This window comes from Methylobacterium aquaticum (assembly GCF_001043915.1).
GTDB lineage: Bacteria > Pseudomonadota > Alphaproteobacteria > Rhizobiales > Beijerinckiaceae > Methylobacterium > Methylobacterium aquaticum.
The window spans coordinates 1-17,701 of sequence record NZ_LABX01000018.1 but is presented as its reverse complement, the minus strand read 5'-3'; the positions used below and the strand labels follow the sequence as shown (position 1 = coordinate 17,701).

The 17,701-nt window shown below is 69.0% G+C and carries 17 protein-coding genes; 11 read left to right on the top strand and 6 right to left on the bottom strand.

All coding sequences use genetic code 11. The features are described from left to right. Window positions 1–864, top strand: a complete 864-nt coding sequence (locus VP06_RS36955; protein WP_048462223.1) for a glycoside hydrolase family 18 protein — start codon at window positions 1–3, stop codon at window positions 862–864. Next, on the top strand, window positions 861–1,859 hold the full coding sequence (locus tag VP06_RS02305) for a lipase family protein (protein WP_048462222.1): 999 nt from the start codon (window positions 861–863) through the stop codon (window positions 1,857–1,859). The genes VP06_RS36955 and VP06_RS02305 overlap by 4 nt, the downstream gene beginning before the upstream one ends. 17 nt (window positions 1,860–1,876) lie before the next feature. Here the strand turns inward: VP06_RS02305 and VP06_RS02300 are convergent, their stop codons facing one another. The 6 genes from VP06_RS02300 to VP06_RS02275 form a co-directional block, all read right to left on the bottom strand. After that, window positions 1,877–2,167 (bottom strand): formate dehydrogenase subunit delta, encoded by a 291-nt coding sequence (locus VP06_RS02300; protein WP_048462221.1) that lies wholly within the window; start codon window positions 2,165–2,167, stop codon window positions 1,877–1,879. 24 nt (window positions 2,168–2,191) lie between these two features. Beyond that, on the bottom strand, window positions 2,192–3,013 hold the full coding sequence (gene fdhD, locus VP06_RS02295; protein WP_425350874.1) for a formate dehydrogenase accessory sulfurtransferase FdhD: 822 nt from the start codon (window positions 3,011–3,013) through the stop codon (window positions 2,192–2,194). Then, on the bottom strand, window positions 3,000–5,861 hold the full coding sequence (gene fdhF, locus VP06_RS02290) for a formate dehydrogenase subunit alpha (RefSeq protein ID WP_048462219.1): 2,862 nt from the start codon (window positions 5,859–5,861) through the stop codon (window positions 3,000–3,002). The genes fdhD and fdhF overlap by 14 nt, the downstream gene beginning before the upstream one ends. Before the next feature lie 11 nt (window positions 5,862–5,872). After that, on the bottom strand, window positions 5,873–7,435 hold the full coding sequence (locus VP06_RS02285) for a formate dehydrogenase beta subunit (protein WP_048462218.1): 1,563 nt from the start codon (window positions 7,433–7,435) through the stop codon (window positions 5,873–5,875). Further along, window positions 7,432–7,905, bottom strand: a complete 474-nt coding sequence (locus VP06_RS02280; protein ID WP_048462217.1) for a formate dehydrogenase subunit gamma — start codon at window positions 7,903–7,905, stop codon at window positions 7,432–7,434. Before VP06_RS02280 ends, VP06_RS02285 begins: the two co-directional genes overlap by 4 nt. Before the next feature lie 323 nt (window positions 7,906–8,228). Further along, entirely contained in the window at window positions 8,229–9,137 is a 909-nt protein-coding gene (locus tag VP06_RS02275; protein WP_048462216.1) for a LysR family transcriptional regulator, read from the bottom strand. Window positions 9,138–9,444: 307 nt separating this feature from the next. Between VP06_RS02275 and coxB the strand changes: the two genes are divergently transcribed. From coxB to VP06_RS02230, 9 genes are all read left to right on the top strand, one after another. After that, window positions 9,445–10,311: a cytochrome c oxidase subunit II gene (coxB, locus tag VP06_RS02270; protein ID WP_156295419.1), complete on the top strand. Its 867-nt coding sequence runs from the start codon at window positions 9,445–9,447 to the stop codon at window positions 10,309–10,311. Between the two features lie 105 nt (window positions 10,312–10,416). Further along, window positions 10,417–12,045: a cytochrome c oxidase subunit I gene (gene ctaD, locus VP06_RS02265; protein ID WP_048462214.1), complete on the top strand. Its 1,629-nt coding sequence runs from the start codon at window positions 10,417–10,419 to the stop codon at window positions 12,043–12,045. 207 nt (window positions 12,046–12,252) lie between these two features. Then, on the top strand, window positions 12,253–13,203 hold the full coding sequence (locus VP06_RS02260; RefSeq protein ID WP_048462213.1) for a heme o synthase: 951 nt from the start codon (window positions 12,253–12,255) through the stop codon (window positions 13,201–13,203). Window positions 13,204–13,229: 26 nt separating this feature from the next. Next, entirely contained in the window at window positions 13,230–13,385 is a 156-nt protein-coding gene (locus VP06_RS36950; protein WP_048462273.1) for a hypothetical protein, read from the top strand. A 22-nt stretch (window positions 13,386–13,407) separates the two neighbouring features. Continuing rightward, window positions 13,408–14,001: a cytochrome c oxidase assembly protein gene (locus tag VP06_RS02250; protein ID WP_048462212.1), complete on the top strand. Its 594-nt coding sequence runs from the start codon at window positions 13,408–13,410 to the stop codon at window positions 13,999–14,001. Between the two features lie 193 nt (window positions 14,002–14,194). Then, window positions 14,195–15,055, top strand: coding sequence for a cytochrome c oxidase subunit 3 (locus VP06_RS02245; protein WP_048462211.1), 861 nt, complete (start codon window positions 14,195–14,197; stop codon window positions 15,053–15,055). Between the two features lie 111 nt (window positions 15,056–15,166). Next, on the top strand, window positions 15,167–15,535 hold the full coding sequence (locus tag VP06_RS02240; RefSeq protein ID WP_048462210.1) for a DUF983 domain-containing protein: 369 nt from the start codon (window positions 15,167–15,169) through the stop codon (window positions 15,533–15,535). Next, on the top strand, window positions 15,532–16,332 hold the full coding sequence (locus tag VP06_RS02235) for an SURF1 family protein (protein ID WP_048462209.1): 801 nt from the start codon (window positions 15,532–15,534) through the stop codon (window positions 16,330–16,332). The genes VP06_RS02240 and VP06_RS02235 overlap by 4 nt, the downstream gene beginning before the upstream one ends. A 94-nt stretch (window positions 16,333–16,426) precedes the next feature. Then, on the top strand, window positions 16,427–17,701 hold a 1,275-nt coding region (locus VP06_RS02230; protein WP_048462208.1), incomplete at its 3' end, for a transglycosylase domain-containing protein.

The window sequence follows — 17,701 nt, the reverse complement described above, 5'->3', positions numbered from 1 at the left end:
ATGACAACCCAGAGCATCACGGCCTTCTGGCTCGGATATGTCCCGTCGGGAGAGGGCGCGGGCCCTCTCCTCCAGGCGACCCCGCCCTGCGTCGACGTGCTGATCCTGGCTTTCGGCAATCTCTTCCCGGGCAACACGACCTGCCTGCAATTCCTCCAGACATCGCATAGCCGCGATCAGATCCGCGCGGGGCTCGCCGCACTGCGCCGGTCCTCGCCCGACCTCAAGATCCTGCTGTCGCTGATCGGCACGCCGAATCCGCCGGTCGGCTGGAACACCGGGATCACCGATCCGGCCGCGTTCGGGGCGTGGTGCGCGCAGCTCGCCCGGGAGTGGGACCTCGACGGCTTCGACATCGACAACGAGGATCTCGACACCTTTCCGGGAGACGCCTTCGTCGCAACGGTGAAGGGCATGCGGGCGGCGATGCCGGACGCCGTCCTCACCCTCGACACCTACCTGTTTGAGCGGGACAGGGCGGTGATCGCGGCGCTGAGCACGACGCTCACCGCCATCAACACCATGGCGTATTTCTATGATTTCGACGCGATGACCCGCCTCGTCGAGCAATACGCCACGGTGATCGATCCCGGACGGATCGCCGTCGGGGTCAAGGCCGGCAAGGTCGGCCTCGATCAGGGCACGTCGGTCGCCGATACGGCGAAGCTCTGCCGCTGGAATCCGGGCAGCGGCCCGAAGCGCGGGATGATGCTCTGGAACCTGAGCCAGGACATCCAGAGCGTGACCGGCCAGCCGGACGGCACCTGGATCCGGACGATCCAGGAGAACCTGCCCGGACACCCCCCGGCCCGCGACGCGCAGGCTGCCGCCATCGACACAGCTGGTCCGAGGAATCCGGGATGACCTTCGCCTCCCTCGACGACAGGGTCCTGATGACCCTTGCGGGCATCGCCTATGGCGATCCCGGCTCGATCGCGACCTTCCTCGCCGAGGCGGAGCCGACGGCGGGATGGGACCTCGTCTGGCTCGCCGCGCCGCCCGATCCACCGGTCAACTTCGCCTATCTCGCCCGTGACCCCTCCGGCGGCGCGGCCGTCCTGGCGATCCGCGGGACCTACCCGGATCCGTTCTCCTCGGCCTACTGGGACGATGGTGCCGAGGATTCCCCCTTCGGCGACATGATGGCATGGCCGTCGGCGCCCGGCGCGGCGATCTCGGCCGGCACGGCGCGCGCCCTCGCCACTCTCCTGGCCCTGACCGATGCGTCCGGGACGACGCTGGAGGCTGCCGTCGCGGCGCTTCCGGCCGGCTGCGCCCTCACCGTCACCGGCCACAGCCTCGGCGGCACCCTGGCGCCGGTCCTGGCGCTGCACCTCGCGGAGTCGGACCGGCACCGGGTCCCCGCGGCCACGAGCTACGCCGGCATGACGCCCGGCAACCAGGCTTTCGCGGCCCTGTTCGGTCCCGGAACGTCCCTCGACGGCCGGGTCCGGCGCGTCTTCAACACCCTCGACACGGTGTCCTATGGCTGGGACCGGGTGCTCGAGACGCACAGCTTCTACGAGCCCGCCCCCCGGGGCGGTCCCGTCGTCGCCGCGATGCTCCTCGTCACGCAGGCACGCCTGACGGCGGGCGGCTACGACTTCGCCCCGGTGGGCGAGGCGGTGGCCCTCGACGGCGTGCTGCGCCCGCCGAGCGTGTCTTGCGAACTTGTCGCCTACGTGCTGGAGAACCTGCACCAGCACATGCCCGATACCTATCTCGCTTTGCTCGGCGCACCCCCCCTTCCGTTCTCGATCGGGTTCGGCACCCAGGTCGTGCCGCGGAGCCATCCGGCCGCGGCGCGGCCGCTCTCCCCCCATCCCCCGGTCGTCTACGTCGCGCCCGGTGCCGGGTGACCCGCCGGCCGACCGGATCAGCCCGCGTCGCTCGCCCCCAGCCCCTGTTCGTGCGGGTCCGTCACCGCGTCGGGAATCGGGCTGCGGGCCTTCGGGGTGATGTGCAGGGCGGTCAGCGCCAGGGGGTCGAGGCCGTGATCGGCCTCCTCGCAATAGGCGGCGAGCTGGTCGCGCATGCGCGGGGTCCAGAACGCCACGACGTGCTTGTGGATGCCCGCCACCGCCTCGTCCTGCGGGTAGGAGCGGAAGAAGGCGGCGATCTGGTTCGCCATGCGGACGAGCTTCTGGTTGGGATCGACGGCGCTCATTGCGACACACTCACGGCAAAGACCTTACGGAACGATCAGGCGCTCGGGCGCGGTGAACAGGGTGACGGTGTCGTGGCGGGCGATCGCCGCCAGGGTCAGGCCGTGGAGGGCGGCGCGGTCGACGGCAAGCGCGGTCGGGGCCGAGATCGCCACCAGGATGGCGGCGCCGAAGCTCGCCGCCTTCTCGACCATCTCGAACGAGCAGCGGCTGGTGATGACGAGGAAGCCGGATTCCGGCGCCGTGCCGGCCCGCATCAGCGCGCCGATCAGCTTGTCGAGGGCGTTGTGGCGCCCGACATCCTCGCGCACCGCCAGGACGGCGCCGTCCCGGTCGGCCCAGGCGGCGGCGTGGACGGCGCGGGTCTCGCGGCCGAGCACCTGGAGACCGTCGAGGGCCTGGAGCGCCCGCTCGACCGCCGCCAGCGAGACGGTCACGCCGTCGGCCGCCCGCCGCTCGGCGCGGGGAATGTCCTTCAGGTCGTCGATGCCGCAGACGCCGCAGCCGGTCCGGCCCGACAGCGCCCGCTTGCGGGCGAGATGCTCGCGCAGGCGCCCCGGGGCGAGGTCGACGACGAGGCGCAAGCCCCCCTCCCCGGCCTCGACCACGGCACCGCGGATCTCGGCGGCCCCGGCGACGACGCCCTCGGTCAGGCTGAAGCCGTAGGCGAAATCCTCCAGGTCCGCCGGCGTCGTCATCATCACCGCATAGGGAACGTCGCCATAGACGACGTTCACCGGCATCTCGACGGCGAGCGCGCGGGTCCCGTCCTGCGCCTCGCCGCGGCCATAGGCGACGGTCCGGGTCGGGACGGGCATGCTCGTCGCGACGCCGCTACTCGGCGGCATCGAGGCTCTGGGCGATGCGGGTGAGGGAGATGTCTTCCTCATAGAACCGGGCCTGCCAATCGGAGGGCCGGTTGGTACGCCGAACCTGCACCGCCGTCACCTTGTACTCGGGGCAGTTGGTCGCCCAGTCCGAATAATCGGTGGTGATGACGTTGGCCCCGGTCTTGGCATGGTGGAAGGTGGTGTAGACCACCCCCGGCTGCATCCGCTCGGTGACCCGGGCCTTCAGGGCGATGTCGCCGGACCGGCTCTCTAGGCTGACGAGGTCGCCGTCGACGATGCCGCGGCTCTCGGCGTCGAAGGGGTGGATCTCCAGCACGTCTTCCGGGTGCCAGAGCGAGTTGGCGGTCCGCCGGGTCTGCGCGCCGACATTGTACTGCGACAGGATCCGGCCGGTGGTGAGGACCAGCGGGAATTTCCGGGTCGTGCGCTCGTCGGAGGGCACGAACTCGGTCAGCATGAACCGGCCCAGACCGCGCACGAAGCGGTCGACATGCATCATCGGCGTGCCCTGCGGCGCCTTGTCGTTGCAGGGCCACTGGATCGAGCCGAGTTCGTCGAGCTTGGCGTAGGATACGCCGGCGAAGCTCGGGGTCAGCCGCGCGATCTCGTCCATGATCTCGGACGGGTGGGTGTAGTGCATCGGGTAGCCGAGCGCGTTGGAGAGCAGCATCGTGCCCTCCCAATCGCCATAGCCGCCCATCGGCGCCATCACCTGGCGCACCCGGCTGATCCGCCGCTCGGCATTGGTGAAGGTCCCGTCCTTCTCCAGGAACGAGGCGCCGGGCAGGAAGACGTGGGCGTATTTGGCGGTCTCGTTCAGGAACAGGTCCTGGACGACGATGCACTCCATCGCCCGCAGGCCGGCGGTGACGTGGTGCGTGTCGGGATCGGACTGGGCGATGTCCTCGCCCTGGATGTACAGGCCCTTGAAGGTGCCGGCGACGGCTTCGTCGAGCATGTTGGTGATGCGCAAGCCCGGATTCGGCGACAGCGCGGCGCCCCACAGGGCCTCGAAGGTCTCGCGGGTGGCGTCGTCCGAGACGTGGCGGTAGCCGGTCAGCTCGTGCGGGAACGAGCCCATGTCGCAGGAGCCCTGGACGTTGTTCTGGCCCCGCAGCGGGTTCACGCCGGCACCCGGCTTGCCGATATTGCCGGTGGCCATGGCGAGGTTCGCCATGCCCATCACCATGGTCGAGCCCTGGCTGTGCTCGGTGACGCCAAGGCCGTAATAGATCGCCGCGGCCCCGCCCGTGGCGTAGAGCCGGGCGGCCGCCCGCACCTCGGCCGGGTCGCAGCCGGTCAGGTCCTGCACCGCTTCCGGAGCATGGCGCTCGTCGGCGATGAACCGGGCCCAGATCTCGAAATCCTTGAGGTCGCAGCGCTCGCGGATGTAAGCCTCGTCGATCAGCCCCTCGGTCACGATGGTGTGGGCGAGCGCATTGACGATCGCCACGTTGGCGCCGGGCTTCACCGGAAGATGGTGCGTGGCCTTGATGTGGGGCGACTTGACGAGGTCGATCCGGCGCGGATCGATCACGATCAGCTTGGCGCCCTGGCGCAGGCGCTTCTTCATCCGCGAGCCGAAGACCGGATGGCCGTCGGTCGGGTTGGCGCCGATCACCAGGATCACGTCGGACTCTTCGACCGACTTGAAGTCCTGGGTGCCGGCGGAGGTGCCGAGCGTCGACATCAGGCCGTAGCCGGTCGGCGAGTGGCAGACCCGGGCGCAGGTATCGACGTTGTTGTTGCCGAAACCGGCGCGCACCAGCTTCTGGACGAGGTAGGCTTCCTCGTTGGTGCAGCGCGACGAGGTGATGCCGCCGATCGAGTCGCGCCCGTACTGCGCCTGGATGCGCTTGAAGGCGGTGGCCGCGTGCTGGATCGCCTCCTCCCAGGACACTTCGCGCCACGGATCGGTGATCGTGTCGCGCACCATCGGCGTGGTGATGCGGTCCTTGTGGGTGGCGTAGCCGTAGGCGAAGCGGCCCTTGACGCAGGAATGGCCCTCGTTGGCCTTGCCGTCCTTGTAGGGCACCATGCGGACGATCCGGTCGCCCTGCATCTCGGCCTTGAACGAGCAGCCGACGCCGCAATAGGCGCAGGTCGTGACCTTGGAATGCTCCGGCTGGCCCATCGCGATGACGGACTTCTCCTGAAGCGTCGCCGTCGGGCAAGCCTGCACGCAGGCGCCGCAGGAGACGCATTCGGAGTTGAAGAAGTCGGTCGGTCCCGCCGCCACCCGCGAGTCGAAGCCGCGGCCGGCGATGGTCAGCGCGAAGGTGCCCTGCACCTCCTCGCAAGCCCGGACGCAGCGGTTGCAGACGATGCACTTCGACGGGTCATAGGCGAAGTACGGATTCGACTCGTCCTTCGGCAGGTACAGCTCGGAATTCTTCGAGACGTGGTTGGCCCCGTCATAGCCGTAGCGCACCTCGCGCAGGCCCACCGTCCCGGCCTGGGTCTGCAACTCGCAATCGCCATTGGCCGAGCAGGTCAGGCAGTCGAGCGGGTGGTCGGAGATGTACAGCTCCATCACACCTTTCCGCAGGCGCGCGAGCTTGTCCGACTGGGTGTGCACCACCATGCCGTTCTCGGCCGGGGTGGTGCAGGAGGCCGGCGTGCCGCGCCGCCCGTCGATCTCGACGAGGCAGAGCCGGCAGGAGCCGAAGGGTTCGAGGGAATCGGTGGCGCAGAGCTTCGGGATCTGGGTGCCGGCATGCATCGCCGCCGCCATCACCGAGGTGCCGGCGGGCACCGTCACGCTCTGGCCGTCGATCGTCAGCGTCACGCTCTGGTCGGAGACGCGGATCGGGGTGCCGTAGTCGATTTCCTTGATGAGGGCCATCGGGTGCGTCCTCACTCGGCGGCCAGCGGCAGACGGGCGCCGCGGCCGGAAAAGTCTTCCGGGAAGTGGGTGAGCGCGCTCATCACCGGCACGGGCGTGAGCCCGCCCATGGCGCAGAGCGAACCGTCGGTCATGACCTCGCAGAGGTCGGTGACGAGGGCGAGGTTCTCGCGCGGCGACTCGCCGGCGAGCACCTTGTCGATCGTCTCCATGCCCCGCACCGCGCCGATCCGGCACGGCGTGCACTTGCCGCAGGATTCGGCGGCGCAGAACTCGAAGGCGAAGCGGGCTTGGCGGGCGAGATCGACGGTGTCGTCGAACACCACGATGCCGCCATGGCCGAGCAGGCCCTTCTTGGCCGCGAAAGCCTCGTAATCGAGCGGCGTGTCGAGGAGCGAGTCGGGGAAATAGGCCCCGAGCGGCCCGCCGACCTGCACCGCCCGCAGCGGCCGCCCCGAGGCGGTGCCGCCACCGAAATCCTCGATCACCTCGCGCAAGCTCAGGCCGAAGGCGGTCTCGATCAGGCCGCCGCGCTTGACGTTGCCGGCGAGCTGGATCGGCAAGGTGCCGAGGGACCGGCCCATGCCGTAGGCGGCATAGGCCGGACCGCCATGCTCCAGGATCCACGGGACGGCGGCGAAGGACAGCACGTTGTTGACCAGCGTCGGCTGGCCGAACAGGCCCTTGAGCGCCGGGATCGGGGGCTTGGCCCGCACGATGCCGCGCTTGCCCTCCAGGCTCTCCAAGAGCGAGGTTTCCTCGCCGCAGATATAGGCCCCGGCGCCCAGCCGCACTTCCAGGTGGAAGGCGTGGCCCGACCCCATCACGTTCGCGCCGAGGGTGCCGGCCCGCTCGGCCGCCGCGATGGCGGTCTCCAGCGCCGCGAAGGCGTGCGGATATTCGGAGCGGCAATAGATGTAGCCGCGGGTGGCGCCGACCGCGACCGCCGCGATGGTCATGCCCTCGATCAGCGTGAGCGGATCGCCCTCCATCAGCATCCGGTCGGCGAAGGTGCCGGAATCTCCCTCGTCGGCGTTGCAGACCACGTATTTCTGCGGCGCCTGCGCCAGCATCACCGTGTTCCACTTGATGCCGGTCGGGAAGCCGGCGCCGCCGCGGCCCCGGAGCCCCGACGCCTTCACCGCCTCGACAGTGCCGGCCGGCCCGGCCTTGAGGGCGGCTTCGAGGCCGCGATAGCCGCCATGGGCGCGATACGAGTCGACCGAGGCCGGGTCGATCACGCCGCACCGGCCGAAGGTCAGGCGCTGCTGGCGCGCGAAGTAGGGGTGGTCCTCGGGCCGGCCGATCCGCAGGCGGTGGGCGCCACCTTGCACCAGCCCGGCATCGAGCAGGGATTCGATGTCGCCCGGCCGCACCGGCCCGTAGGCGATGCGCCCCTCCGGCGTCTCCACCTCGAGCATCGGCTCGAGCCACAGCATCCCGCGCGAGCCGGTGCGGACCAGGGTGATGTCAAGCCCGCGGGCTTGCGCCGAGCGCCGGAGCGCCTTGGCGACGCGCTCGGCGCCGAGCGCGAGGCTGGCGGCGTCCTTGGGCAGATAGACGGTGATGCTCACGCCGCCTGCTCCGTCAGGGCATCCGCCAGGGTGTCGAGGTCGAGGCGGCCGACCGGCGCGCCGTCGACGAGGGCCGCCGGGCCGCAGGCGCAGAGCCCGAGGCAGAAGACCGGCTCGATCGTCACCCGGCCGTCCCGGGTCGTGCCGTGCCAGGCGACGTCGTAACGGCGCAGCACGTCGTCGTGGAGCGCATCGGCGCCGACCGCCTGGCACGCCTCGGCCCGGCACAGCTTCACGGTGTGGCGGCCCGCCGGCTCCTTGCGGAAATCATGGTAGAAGGTGAGGCAGCCATGAACCTCGGCCCGCGACAGGTTCAGCGCCTCGGCGATCAGCGGCACGGCGGCGGCGTCGACATAGCCGAACGTCTCCTGGAGCGCGTGCAGGATCGGCAGGGTCGCGCCCTCGCGATGGGCGTGATCGGCGATGATCCCGGTCGCCCGGTCGGCGTCCCAGGGTTCGTATCCCGGCATGGTTTCCAGCCCAGATCGTTGTCGTTCTAATCTCCAAACTGACCGCCGCAGGGTGGGGAATCAATCGCGCGGTTCCGTGGTGCGACAAGGATTTTTTGTCAAACTCGGTCGCGGCGACGCGGTTTCGTCGAACGACTGCGCGCCTGCGGGGGCCCTGGCTCGCCGGACAACGCATTGACGGAAAATATGATTTCGCAATCCTGGCGTCCCCGCGGCCCGTCCGCGTCGCCCTCGGCATCACGCGCCGCACGGGTCACCGGGACGGCGGCAGGATGATGCAAAAAGCGCCAGATGCTGAGCGGCGTCGCGCGCTGCCACTCTGCTCAGAGGGCCGCCACCTCCGCCGCCAGACCGGGGGCGATCGCCCGCGCCTCGGCCAGGAAGGCGGCGACGAGCGGGGTCATCGGGTCGCGCTCGGGCACGACGAGGCCGATCGTGTGGCTGACGTCGGGATCGGTGATCGGCACCGCCCGCACCCGCTCGGTCAGGCGGAACGTCTCGGCGAGCGCCGCCGGCATGATGCTCGCCCACTTGGCGGTCCGCACATGGGTGACGAGCACGATCATCGAGTTCGATTCCAGCAGCGGCGCCGGCTCGGCGCCGGCCGCGCGCAGGTGTCGATCGATGATGCGGCGGTTCTGCATCGCCGGGGTGAGCAGGCAGAGCGGGATGCGCCCGACCTCGGCCCAGGTCACGCTCTCGCGCCCGCCATAGATCCCGTCGGCGGCGGTGAGGAGCCGGTAATGCTCGCGGTAGAGCGGCAACGCCGTCACCCGCCCGAGGGGCTCGTCCTCGATATAGGTCAGCCCGGCATCGAGTTCGAGATTGGCGATCTGCCGGACGATCTCGTGCGAGGTCGAGGATTGCACCGAGAAGCGCACCGCCGGGTGCCGGGCGCGGAACGGCGTGGTGAGCGCCGCCACCATCGGGGTCGCGGTCGGCACCGCCGCCATCCGGAGCGTGCCCGAGAGGCCGCGGCGCAAGGCCGCCACCTCCTGGCGCATGGCGCGGGCGTCGCCGACGATCCGCCGCGCCCAGTCGAGCACCCGCTCGCCCTCCGGGGTGAAGCCCTGGAAGCGCGAGCCGCGTTGCACGAGAAGCACACCCAGCCGCTCCTCGAGCTGCTTGACCCCCGCCGAGAGGGTCTGCTGCGACACCCCGCAGACCTGGGCGGCGCGGCCGAAATGCTGCTCGCGGGCGAGCGCCAGGATGAACTCGAGACGATCGATCATCGCAGGGTGAGGGTGAGGGTCCGGCGGTCCGAGACGGCCCGGCAGGACGGGGCGCGGTTGGGCGGAATCATTCGAGCCTCAGGACGAATGTCCAGTGCCCACAGGCGAATTCCCGACGCCGATGCGACGCCAACGCCGTTGCGCTTGCGGCGGCATTGTGGTGAGAGACGGCGACCGGGTCTCGGCCGGATTTCGGCCGCAGGGCGGCGAGCCGGCACCGCGCGGCCGAAACAGGACGGCGCTCCCGCCCCGCGGGCGGCCGTTGCCGGCAGACAGCCTGTTGGGGAGCATCGAGGGCACCATGGGGATGGCGAGGGCGCAAGGCCGGCGGTTGAGCCGGGGCTTCTGGGGAGGCGCCGCGGCGCTGGCGGCGGCCGGGATCCTCGGCACCGTGACGGTGGCGAATGCGGCGGGCATCGGCCAGCCGGTCCCATGGCAGATGGACCTGCAGAAGCCCGTGACCGAGGTGGCGACGGAGATCTACAATTTCCACCACCTCCTGAACTGGATCATGCTCGTCATCGTCCTGTTCGTGCTCGGACTGCTGATCGCGGTGGTGGTCAAGTTCAACGAGAAGGCGAACCCGAACCCCTCGCGCACGACCCACAACACGATGCTGGAGGTCGCCTGGACGATCGTTCCGGTGCTGATCCTGGTGGCGATCGCGATCCCGTCGTTCCGGGTTTTGCGCACGCAGCTCTCCGACCCGAAGGCCGACCTGATGGTCAAGGTCATCGGCCACGCCTGGTACTGGTCCTACGAGTACCCGGAGACGGTCGGCGGCTTCAAGTTCGACGCCAACCTGCTGGAGGGCGACGACCAGGTGAAGTCCGGCCAGCCGAAGCTCCTCGCCACCGACAACGAGATGGTCGTGCCGGTGAACAAGATCGTGAAGATCCAGGTCACGGCCGCCGACGTGATGCATTCCTGGGCGATGCCGTCCTTCGGCTTCAAGATCGACGCCATCCCGGGCCGCCTCAACCAGTTCTGGTTCAAGGCCGAGCGCGAGGGCACCTATCATGGCCAGTGCTCCGAGCTGTGCGGCCAGCGCCACGCCTACATGCCGATCACCGTGAAGGTGGTGAGCGAGCAGGCGTTCCAGGCTTGGACCGCCGAGGCCAAGACCAAGTTCGCCCGCACCGATGGCGGCGCCAAGTTCGCCGAGGCGAAGTAATCCAGTTCGCGAACGCCGACTGATTTCATGATGCGGGGTGCGGCCGGCGGCGCGCCCCGCCCCTTCGACAGACCGACCGAGACATACCTCGAAGAGGCTGACCCCATGGCTCAAGCCGTTGCGGCAGGGCACGACCACGCCCACGACCACACACCACCGTTCTTCCAGCGCTGGTTCAACTCGACCAACCACAAGGACATCGGCACGCTCTACCTGCTGTTCGCCTTCTCGGCGGGCATCGTCGGCGCGTTCCTGTCCTTCGGCATCCGGATGGAGATGGAGGCCCCCGGCCTTCAGTATTTCTCCAACCCGCAGACCTACAACGTGTTCGTGACCGGGCACGGCCTCATCATGGTGTTCTTCATGGTGATGCCGGCCCTCATCGGCGGGTTCGGCAACTGGTTCGTGCCGCTGATGATCGGCGCGCCCGACATGGCGTTCCCGCGCATGAACAACATCTCGTTCTGGCTGACGGTCGCGGGCTTCATGAGCCTCGTCTGCTCGCTGTTCGTCGAGGGCGCCCCGGGCGCGCTCGGCGCCGGCACAGGCTGGACCGTCTACCCGCCGCTCTCCACCGCCGGCCATCCCGGCCCGGCCGTCGACTTCGCGATCTTCGCCCTGCACCTGTCCGGCGCGGGCTCGATCCTCGGCGCCATCAACTTCATCACCACCATCCTGAACATGCGCGCGCCGGGCATGACCCTGCACAAGATGCCGCTGTTCGCCTGGTCGATGCTGGTGACCGCCTTCCTGCTGCTGCTGTCGCTGCCGGTTCTCGCCGGCGCGATCACCATGCTGCTGACCGATCGCAACTTCGGCACGACCTTCTTCGATCCGGCCGGCGGCGGTGACCCGATCCTGTACCAGCACCTGTTCTGGTTCTTCGGCCATCCCGAAGTCTACATCATGATCCTGCCGGCCTTCGGCATCGTCTCGCACATCATCTCGACCTTCTCGCGCAAGCCGGTCTTCGGCTACCTGGCGATGGCCTACGCGATGGTGGCGATCGGCGTCGTCGGCTTCGTGGTCTGGGCCCACCACATGTACACCGTGGGTCTCACGCTCCAGACCCAGTCCTACTTCGTGTTCGCCACCATGGTGATCGCGGTCCCCACCGGCGTGAAGATCTTCTCCTGGATCGCCACGATGTGGGGCGGCTCGATCCGCTTCACCGCCGCCATGCACTGGGCCGTCGGCTTCGTGTTCCTGTTCACCGTCGGCGGCGTCACCGGCGTGATCCTGGCCAACGCCGCCGTCGACCGCTACCTGCACGACACCTACTATGTCGTCGCGCACTTCCACTACGTGCTGTCGCTCGGCGCGGTGTTCATCATCTTCGCCGGTGTCTACTACTGGTTCCCGAAGATGACCGGCCGCATCATCCCGGAATGGGCCGGCAAGCTGCACTTCTGGCTCGCCTTCGTCGGCGCCAACGTGCTGTTCTTCCCGATGCACTTCCTCGGCCTCGCCGGCATGCCGCGTCGCTATGCCGACTATCCGGAGGCGTTCGCGGGCTGGCACTGGGTCGCCACGATGGGCGGTCACATCTTCGCCCTCGGCATGGTCGTGTTCGTGATCGGCGTGGTGCTCGCCTTCCGCTCCAAGGAGCGGGCTGCGGACAACCCGTGGGGCGAGGGTGCCACCACCCTCGAATGGACCCTGTCCTCGCCCCCGCCCTTCCACCAGTACGAGACCCTGCCGGTGATCGTGGACGAGCCGTCCCACGCCCACTGACGGATCAAGACCCGGTTCGCCGCGGGATCCCGCGGCGAACCATCATCGGAAGCGGACGGGCCCGCGACGGTGCGGCCCTTCTCGACGGGGACCGCCCTCCCGGCGGTCCCCGCTCTTCCCCCGAGCGCCACGCGGGCGTTCCGGCGAGGAGCGCGACACACGAAACCTCGCCCGCGAAACCCTCACACGATGGCCGCGACACCCAGCATGACCACCCTGTCGAACAGCGCGATCTCCGACCGTCCCTTCGTCGAGGCGAACAGTTCCGGCGGCGAGGTCGCGGATTACTTCGCGCTCCTGAAGCCCCGGGTGATGGCGCTGGTGATCTTCACCGCCCTGGTCGGCATGACGGTGACGCCGTCGCACGTGAACCCGGTGATCGGGGCGATCTCGCTCCTGATGATCGCGGTCGGGGCCGGCGCCTCGGGCTGCCTCAACATGTGGTGGGACGCCGATATCGATGCGGTGATGACCCGCACCCGCACCCGGCCGATCCCGGCCGGGCGGATCCAGCCGGGCGAGGCCCTGTCCTTCGGGCTCACCCTCTCGGTCGGCTCGGTGCTGGTGCTCGGGCTCGCGGCGAACTGGCTGTCGGCGGCGCTCCTCGCCTTCACCATCGTGTTCTACGCCGTGATCTACTCGATGTGGCTGAAGCGCGCGACGGCGCAGAACATCGTCATCGGGGGTGCGGCCGGCGCCCTGCCGCCGATGATCGGCCAGGCGGTGGTCACCGGATCGATCGGGATCGAGGGCACGGTCCTGTTCCTGATCATCTTCATCTGGACGCCGCCGCATTTCTGGGCGCTGGCGCTCGTCAAGGCCGGCGAATACGCTCGCGCCGGCATCCCGATGATGCCGAATACCGCCGGCCCCGATTCCACCCGCCGACAGATCCTCGCCTATTCGGTGCTGCTGGCCCCGCTCGGCCTCGCCCCGGTCTTCCTCGGCTTCGGCGGCCTGATCTACGGCGTCGTCGGCCTCGTCGGCGGGCTGGCCATGATCGGCCTGAGCGTCCAGGTGCTGCGTCGCCGCGAGGGCGAGGCGGCCAACAAGGCAGCGATGAGCCTGTTCGGCTTCTCGATCCTCTATCTCTTCCTGCTCTTCTCCGCCCTCCTGGCGGAACAGGGCCTCGGGCTGTTCCGGCCGGTCTTCGGCTGACACGGCGTTCCATGGTCGATCCGGTGATGAGCACGGTGCCCCAGCCACTGACCCCCGACGAGATCCAGCGCCGGCGCAAGCGCTCCATCGCGATCGCGATGGTGCTCGCCGCCCTGGTCCTGATCTTCTACGTGCTGACGATCGCCAAGCTCGGTCCCCAGGTCCTCAACCGGCCGCTGTGACGATCCGCGAGGCGATGCCGTCATGACTGTTTCCCGCACGCAGAGGCAGACGAAGACCCGCACCACGGCGCTCGCCTGTCTCGGGCTCGTGGTCGGAATGACGGCGCTGGCCTTCGCCTTCGTCCCGCTCTACGATCTGTTCTGCAAGGCGACCGGCTATGACGGCACACCGCTGCGGGGCACGGCCGCGTCCGGCCCGGCGAGCCAGGACAGGATGGTGGTGCATTTCGACACCAACGTCGCGCCCGGCCTCCCCTGGCGCTTCCAGCCTGAGACGCCGCAGATCGAGGCGCAGCTCGGCGCAACCCAGACGGTGTTCTTCCGCGTCACCAATACCGGCACCGCGCCGAGCACCGGGATCGCGACCTTCAACCTCCAGCCCGGCCTGACCGGCGGCTACTTCGTCAAGGTGCAGTGCTTCTGCTTCAACGAACAGACGCTCCAGCCCGGCGAGACCATGGACTTTCCGGTGGTGTTCTACGTCGAGCCCGGCATCAAGGCCGATTCGAACACCCGCGATCTCACCGAAATGACCCTGTCCTACACCTATTTCGCGTCGAAGAACGGCCAGCCGCAGGCGGCGCTCGCGGCGCCGACGCGGACCAGGCCGAATTGACGAGTTGGGCCCATCGACGGGATGGGCCAATTGACGAGGTGACAAATCCGCCGGGGCGGCATTAAAGCGTGACCGTGAGGCGCCGACGGCCGACAGGGCCGGGGCGCCGGGAGCGAGCCGCCTCGCGAACACCAAGATCCAGGGCCGGCGCGGGGCGCGACCGGTCTCGAGACAAGGCAGGAGACCCGACACGATGGCCGAGGCGCACGGGAAGCACCACGACTACCACCTCGTCAATCCGAGCCCGTGGCCCCTCATCGGCTCGATGAGCGGCTTCACCATGACGACGGGCGCGGTCCTGTGGATGAAGAGCCTGACCGTCGCCAACATGGCGCTCGGCCCCTACGTGTTCTTCGCCGGACTCCTCGGCGTGCTCTACACCATGCTGAGCTGGTGGCGCGACGTCGTCCACGAGGCCAATACCGGCGACCACACCCGGGTGGTGCAGCTCTCGCACCGCTACGGCATGATGATGTTCATCGCCTCGGAGGTGATGTTCTTCGTCGCGTGGTTCTGGGCCTATTTCGAGGCGGCGCTCTATACTGGCGACCCGATCCAGGCGTCGCGGGTCGAGTTCACCGGTGGCCTGTGGCCGCCGAAGGGCGTCGAGGCATTCGACCCCTGGCACCTGCCGCTGCTCAACACCCTGATCCTGCTTACCTCTGGCACCACGATCACCTGGGCGCACCACGCCCTGCTGAACAACGACCGCAAGGGCGTGAAGTACGGCCTGTGGCTCACCATCGCGCTCGGGGCGCTGTTCTCCTGCGTCCAGGCGTATGAGTACGGCCACGCCCATTTTGGCTTCTCGGGCAGCATCTACTCGGCCACCTTCTTCATGGCGACCGGCTTCCACGGCGCCCACGTGCTGATCGGCACGATCTTCCTGGCGGTTTGCCTCTACAGGATCTATCTCGGCCAGTTCACCCCCAAGCAGCATCTCGGCTTTGAGTTCGCTGCCTGGTACTGGCACTTCGTCGACGTGGTGTGGCTGTTCCTGTTCGCCGCGATCTACGTCTGGGGCTCGGGCGTCGGCCACGCCGCCGCGCACTGACCGCGCCGCGCTGCGCCAGGATCATGAGAGGGCGGCGAAAGCCGCCCTTTTTCTTATGGCGTCCAGGGTCCAGATCGGGCTCAGCGCGCCGACCGCGTTCAGGAGCAGGTCATGGACCACAACCGCACCGTCGATTCCCCGGCGACCGTGGGCTTACGCGGCCGCTGCCCGCGCTGCGGCGAAGGGCACCTGTTCAAGGGCTATCTGAGCTTCCGGCCGTCCTGCGAGGTCTGCGGGCTGGATTTCCGCTTTATCGATTCCGCCGACGGCCCGGCCTTCTTCGTGATGTCGATCGTCGGCATCGTGGTGGTGGCGTTGGCGATGTGGGTCGAGTTCGCCTACGAGCCGCCGATGTGGGTCCACGCCGCGCTCTGGGCGCCGCTCTCGATCGTCTTGAGCCTGATCCTGGTCCGTCCGCTCAAGGGCATGATGGCGGCCCTGCAATATTCCAACAAGGCCGCCCAGGGCCGCTTCCGGTGACGGTGCCGGACCCGGCGGGGCGGCGCGCCGCGATCCGCGACCTCGTCGCCCCTGCCCTCGCGAGTCTGGTCTGTCTGGCGATCCTGATCGGCCTCGGGGTCTGGCAGCTCGAGCGCAAGGCGTGGAAAGAGGCGCTGATCGACCGGATCGTCGCCCGCTCGCGCATCGAGCCGCCGGCCGCCCTTCCGGCCTTCGATCGCTTCGACCCGGCGCGGGACGAGTTCGAGCGGGTGCGCGCCACCGGCCGCTTCCTCCAGGACCGGGAGACCCTGGTCCACGGCCTGGCGCCCGGCGACACGCCGGGCCGCGCGCTCCAGGGCTACTACGTCGTCACCCCCCTGCGCCTCGATGACGGCCGCACGGTTCTGGTCAATCGCGGCTTCGTGCCGACCGAGCTGAAGGACGTCAGCCGCCGTGCCGCCGGCCAGGTCGAGGGCGAGACCACCGTGACCGGCATGCTGCGCCAGAGCGAGGCACGGGCGATGTTCGTGCCGGCCCCGAACCCGCAGACCGGCGAGTGGTTCAACCGGGACGTGGCCGGCATCGCCGCCGCCAAGGGCCTCACGGGCGTCGCGCCCTACCTGATCGAGGCCGACGCGACCCCCAATCCCGGCGGCTGGCCGAAGGGCGGGCAGCTCCGGGTCGACCTGCCGAACAACCACCTGCAATACGCCTTCACGTGGTTCGGCCTCGCGCTCTGCCTCGTCGGCGTGTTCGTGGCCTTCGCCCTCCGTCGCCTGCGCGACGAGGCTGTGGAGAGTGCCGCTCCGTCAGCAGCGCCCCCGCCGCGTCCTTAAAAGAGCCGCGTTGTCCAGGCTCGGTTCATCCCGCTAGGCGCCTCCTGCCGCCGGGCGCTCTCTCCCACTGGCGCCCTCGGCCCTCTGGTCATCGATGAACGCGATCCTCATCAAGCTGTTTGCCACGGCCCTGACCCTGAGCCAGGTCACCACCCGTCCGGATGCGATCCGGACCCAGTTCGATCCGGTCAAGGACGGGCCGGCGGTGGTGCAGCTCCTGCGCGACGGCTGCGCCCATATGCGCAAGGCGTTCGACATCGAGGACATCAACCTCGACGACCTGATCTCGACGGCGATGGAGGATCCGAAGGCGGTCGCGGGCGAATCGAAGCTCCTGCACGGCCTCGATATCGGTGAGCTGAACACGAGCTACAAGCAGTTCTGCAAGGGCGAGAACCCGGCGAACTCGCCCTTCGTGGCGCGGGACGTGATCGAGTTCTACAACAAGGCCGTCACCGACCTGCCGGACGCCAATGCCCTCAAGACCCTGCGCCTGCCCGGCGCGACCACGATCCTCGACGGGCGGGGCAACCGCTTCTCCGAGACCTTCGAGCCCAACGGGCGCCGGATCGCGGTGCCGATCGGCGAGGTTCCGCCGCTGGTCCAGAAGGCATTCATCGCCGCCGAGGACAAGCGCTTCCTCACCCATCACGGCATCGACGAGCGCGGGGTGATCCGCGCCTTCATCGGCAACCTCGCCTCGCCGGGCCGGCCGCAGGGCGGCTCGACCATCACCCAGCAGGTGGTGAAGAACCTGTCCGTCGGCGACGACGTCACCTACGAGCGCAAGATCCGCGAGATGATCGTCGCGGCCCGGGCCGAGCGGGTGATGACGAAGCCCGAGATCCTCGGGCTCTACCTCAACGGGATCTATCTCGGCCGCGGCGCCTATGGCGTCGAGATGGCCTCGCGCAGCTATTTCGGGAAATCCGTCAAGGATTTGAACGTGGCGGAGGCGGCGCTCCTCGGCGGCATGCCGAAGGGCCCGAACTTCTACAACCCCGATCGCTACCCCGAGCGGGCGCGGGAGCGCCGCGCCTATGTCCTCACCCGGATGAAGGAGGAGGGCGCGATCACGGATGCCGAGATGACCGCGGCCCTGGCCGCGCCGCTCGGCCTCGCGCCCCTGGAGCGCCTGCGCCAGGATGCCGGCTTCCATTTCGTCGACCATCTCACCCGCGAGGCGCGCACCCTCGCCGGCCTCGATTCGCTGACCGCCGGCGCCTACACGGTGCGGTCCACTCTCAATGCCGGGCTCCAGGAGGCGACCGAAGGCATCCTTCAGGAAAGCCTGTCGCGCTACGAAGCCTCGACCGGCCGCGCCCGCTACGAGGGACCGGAGGCGAACCTCGCCGAGGCGGTGCGCCGG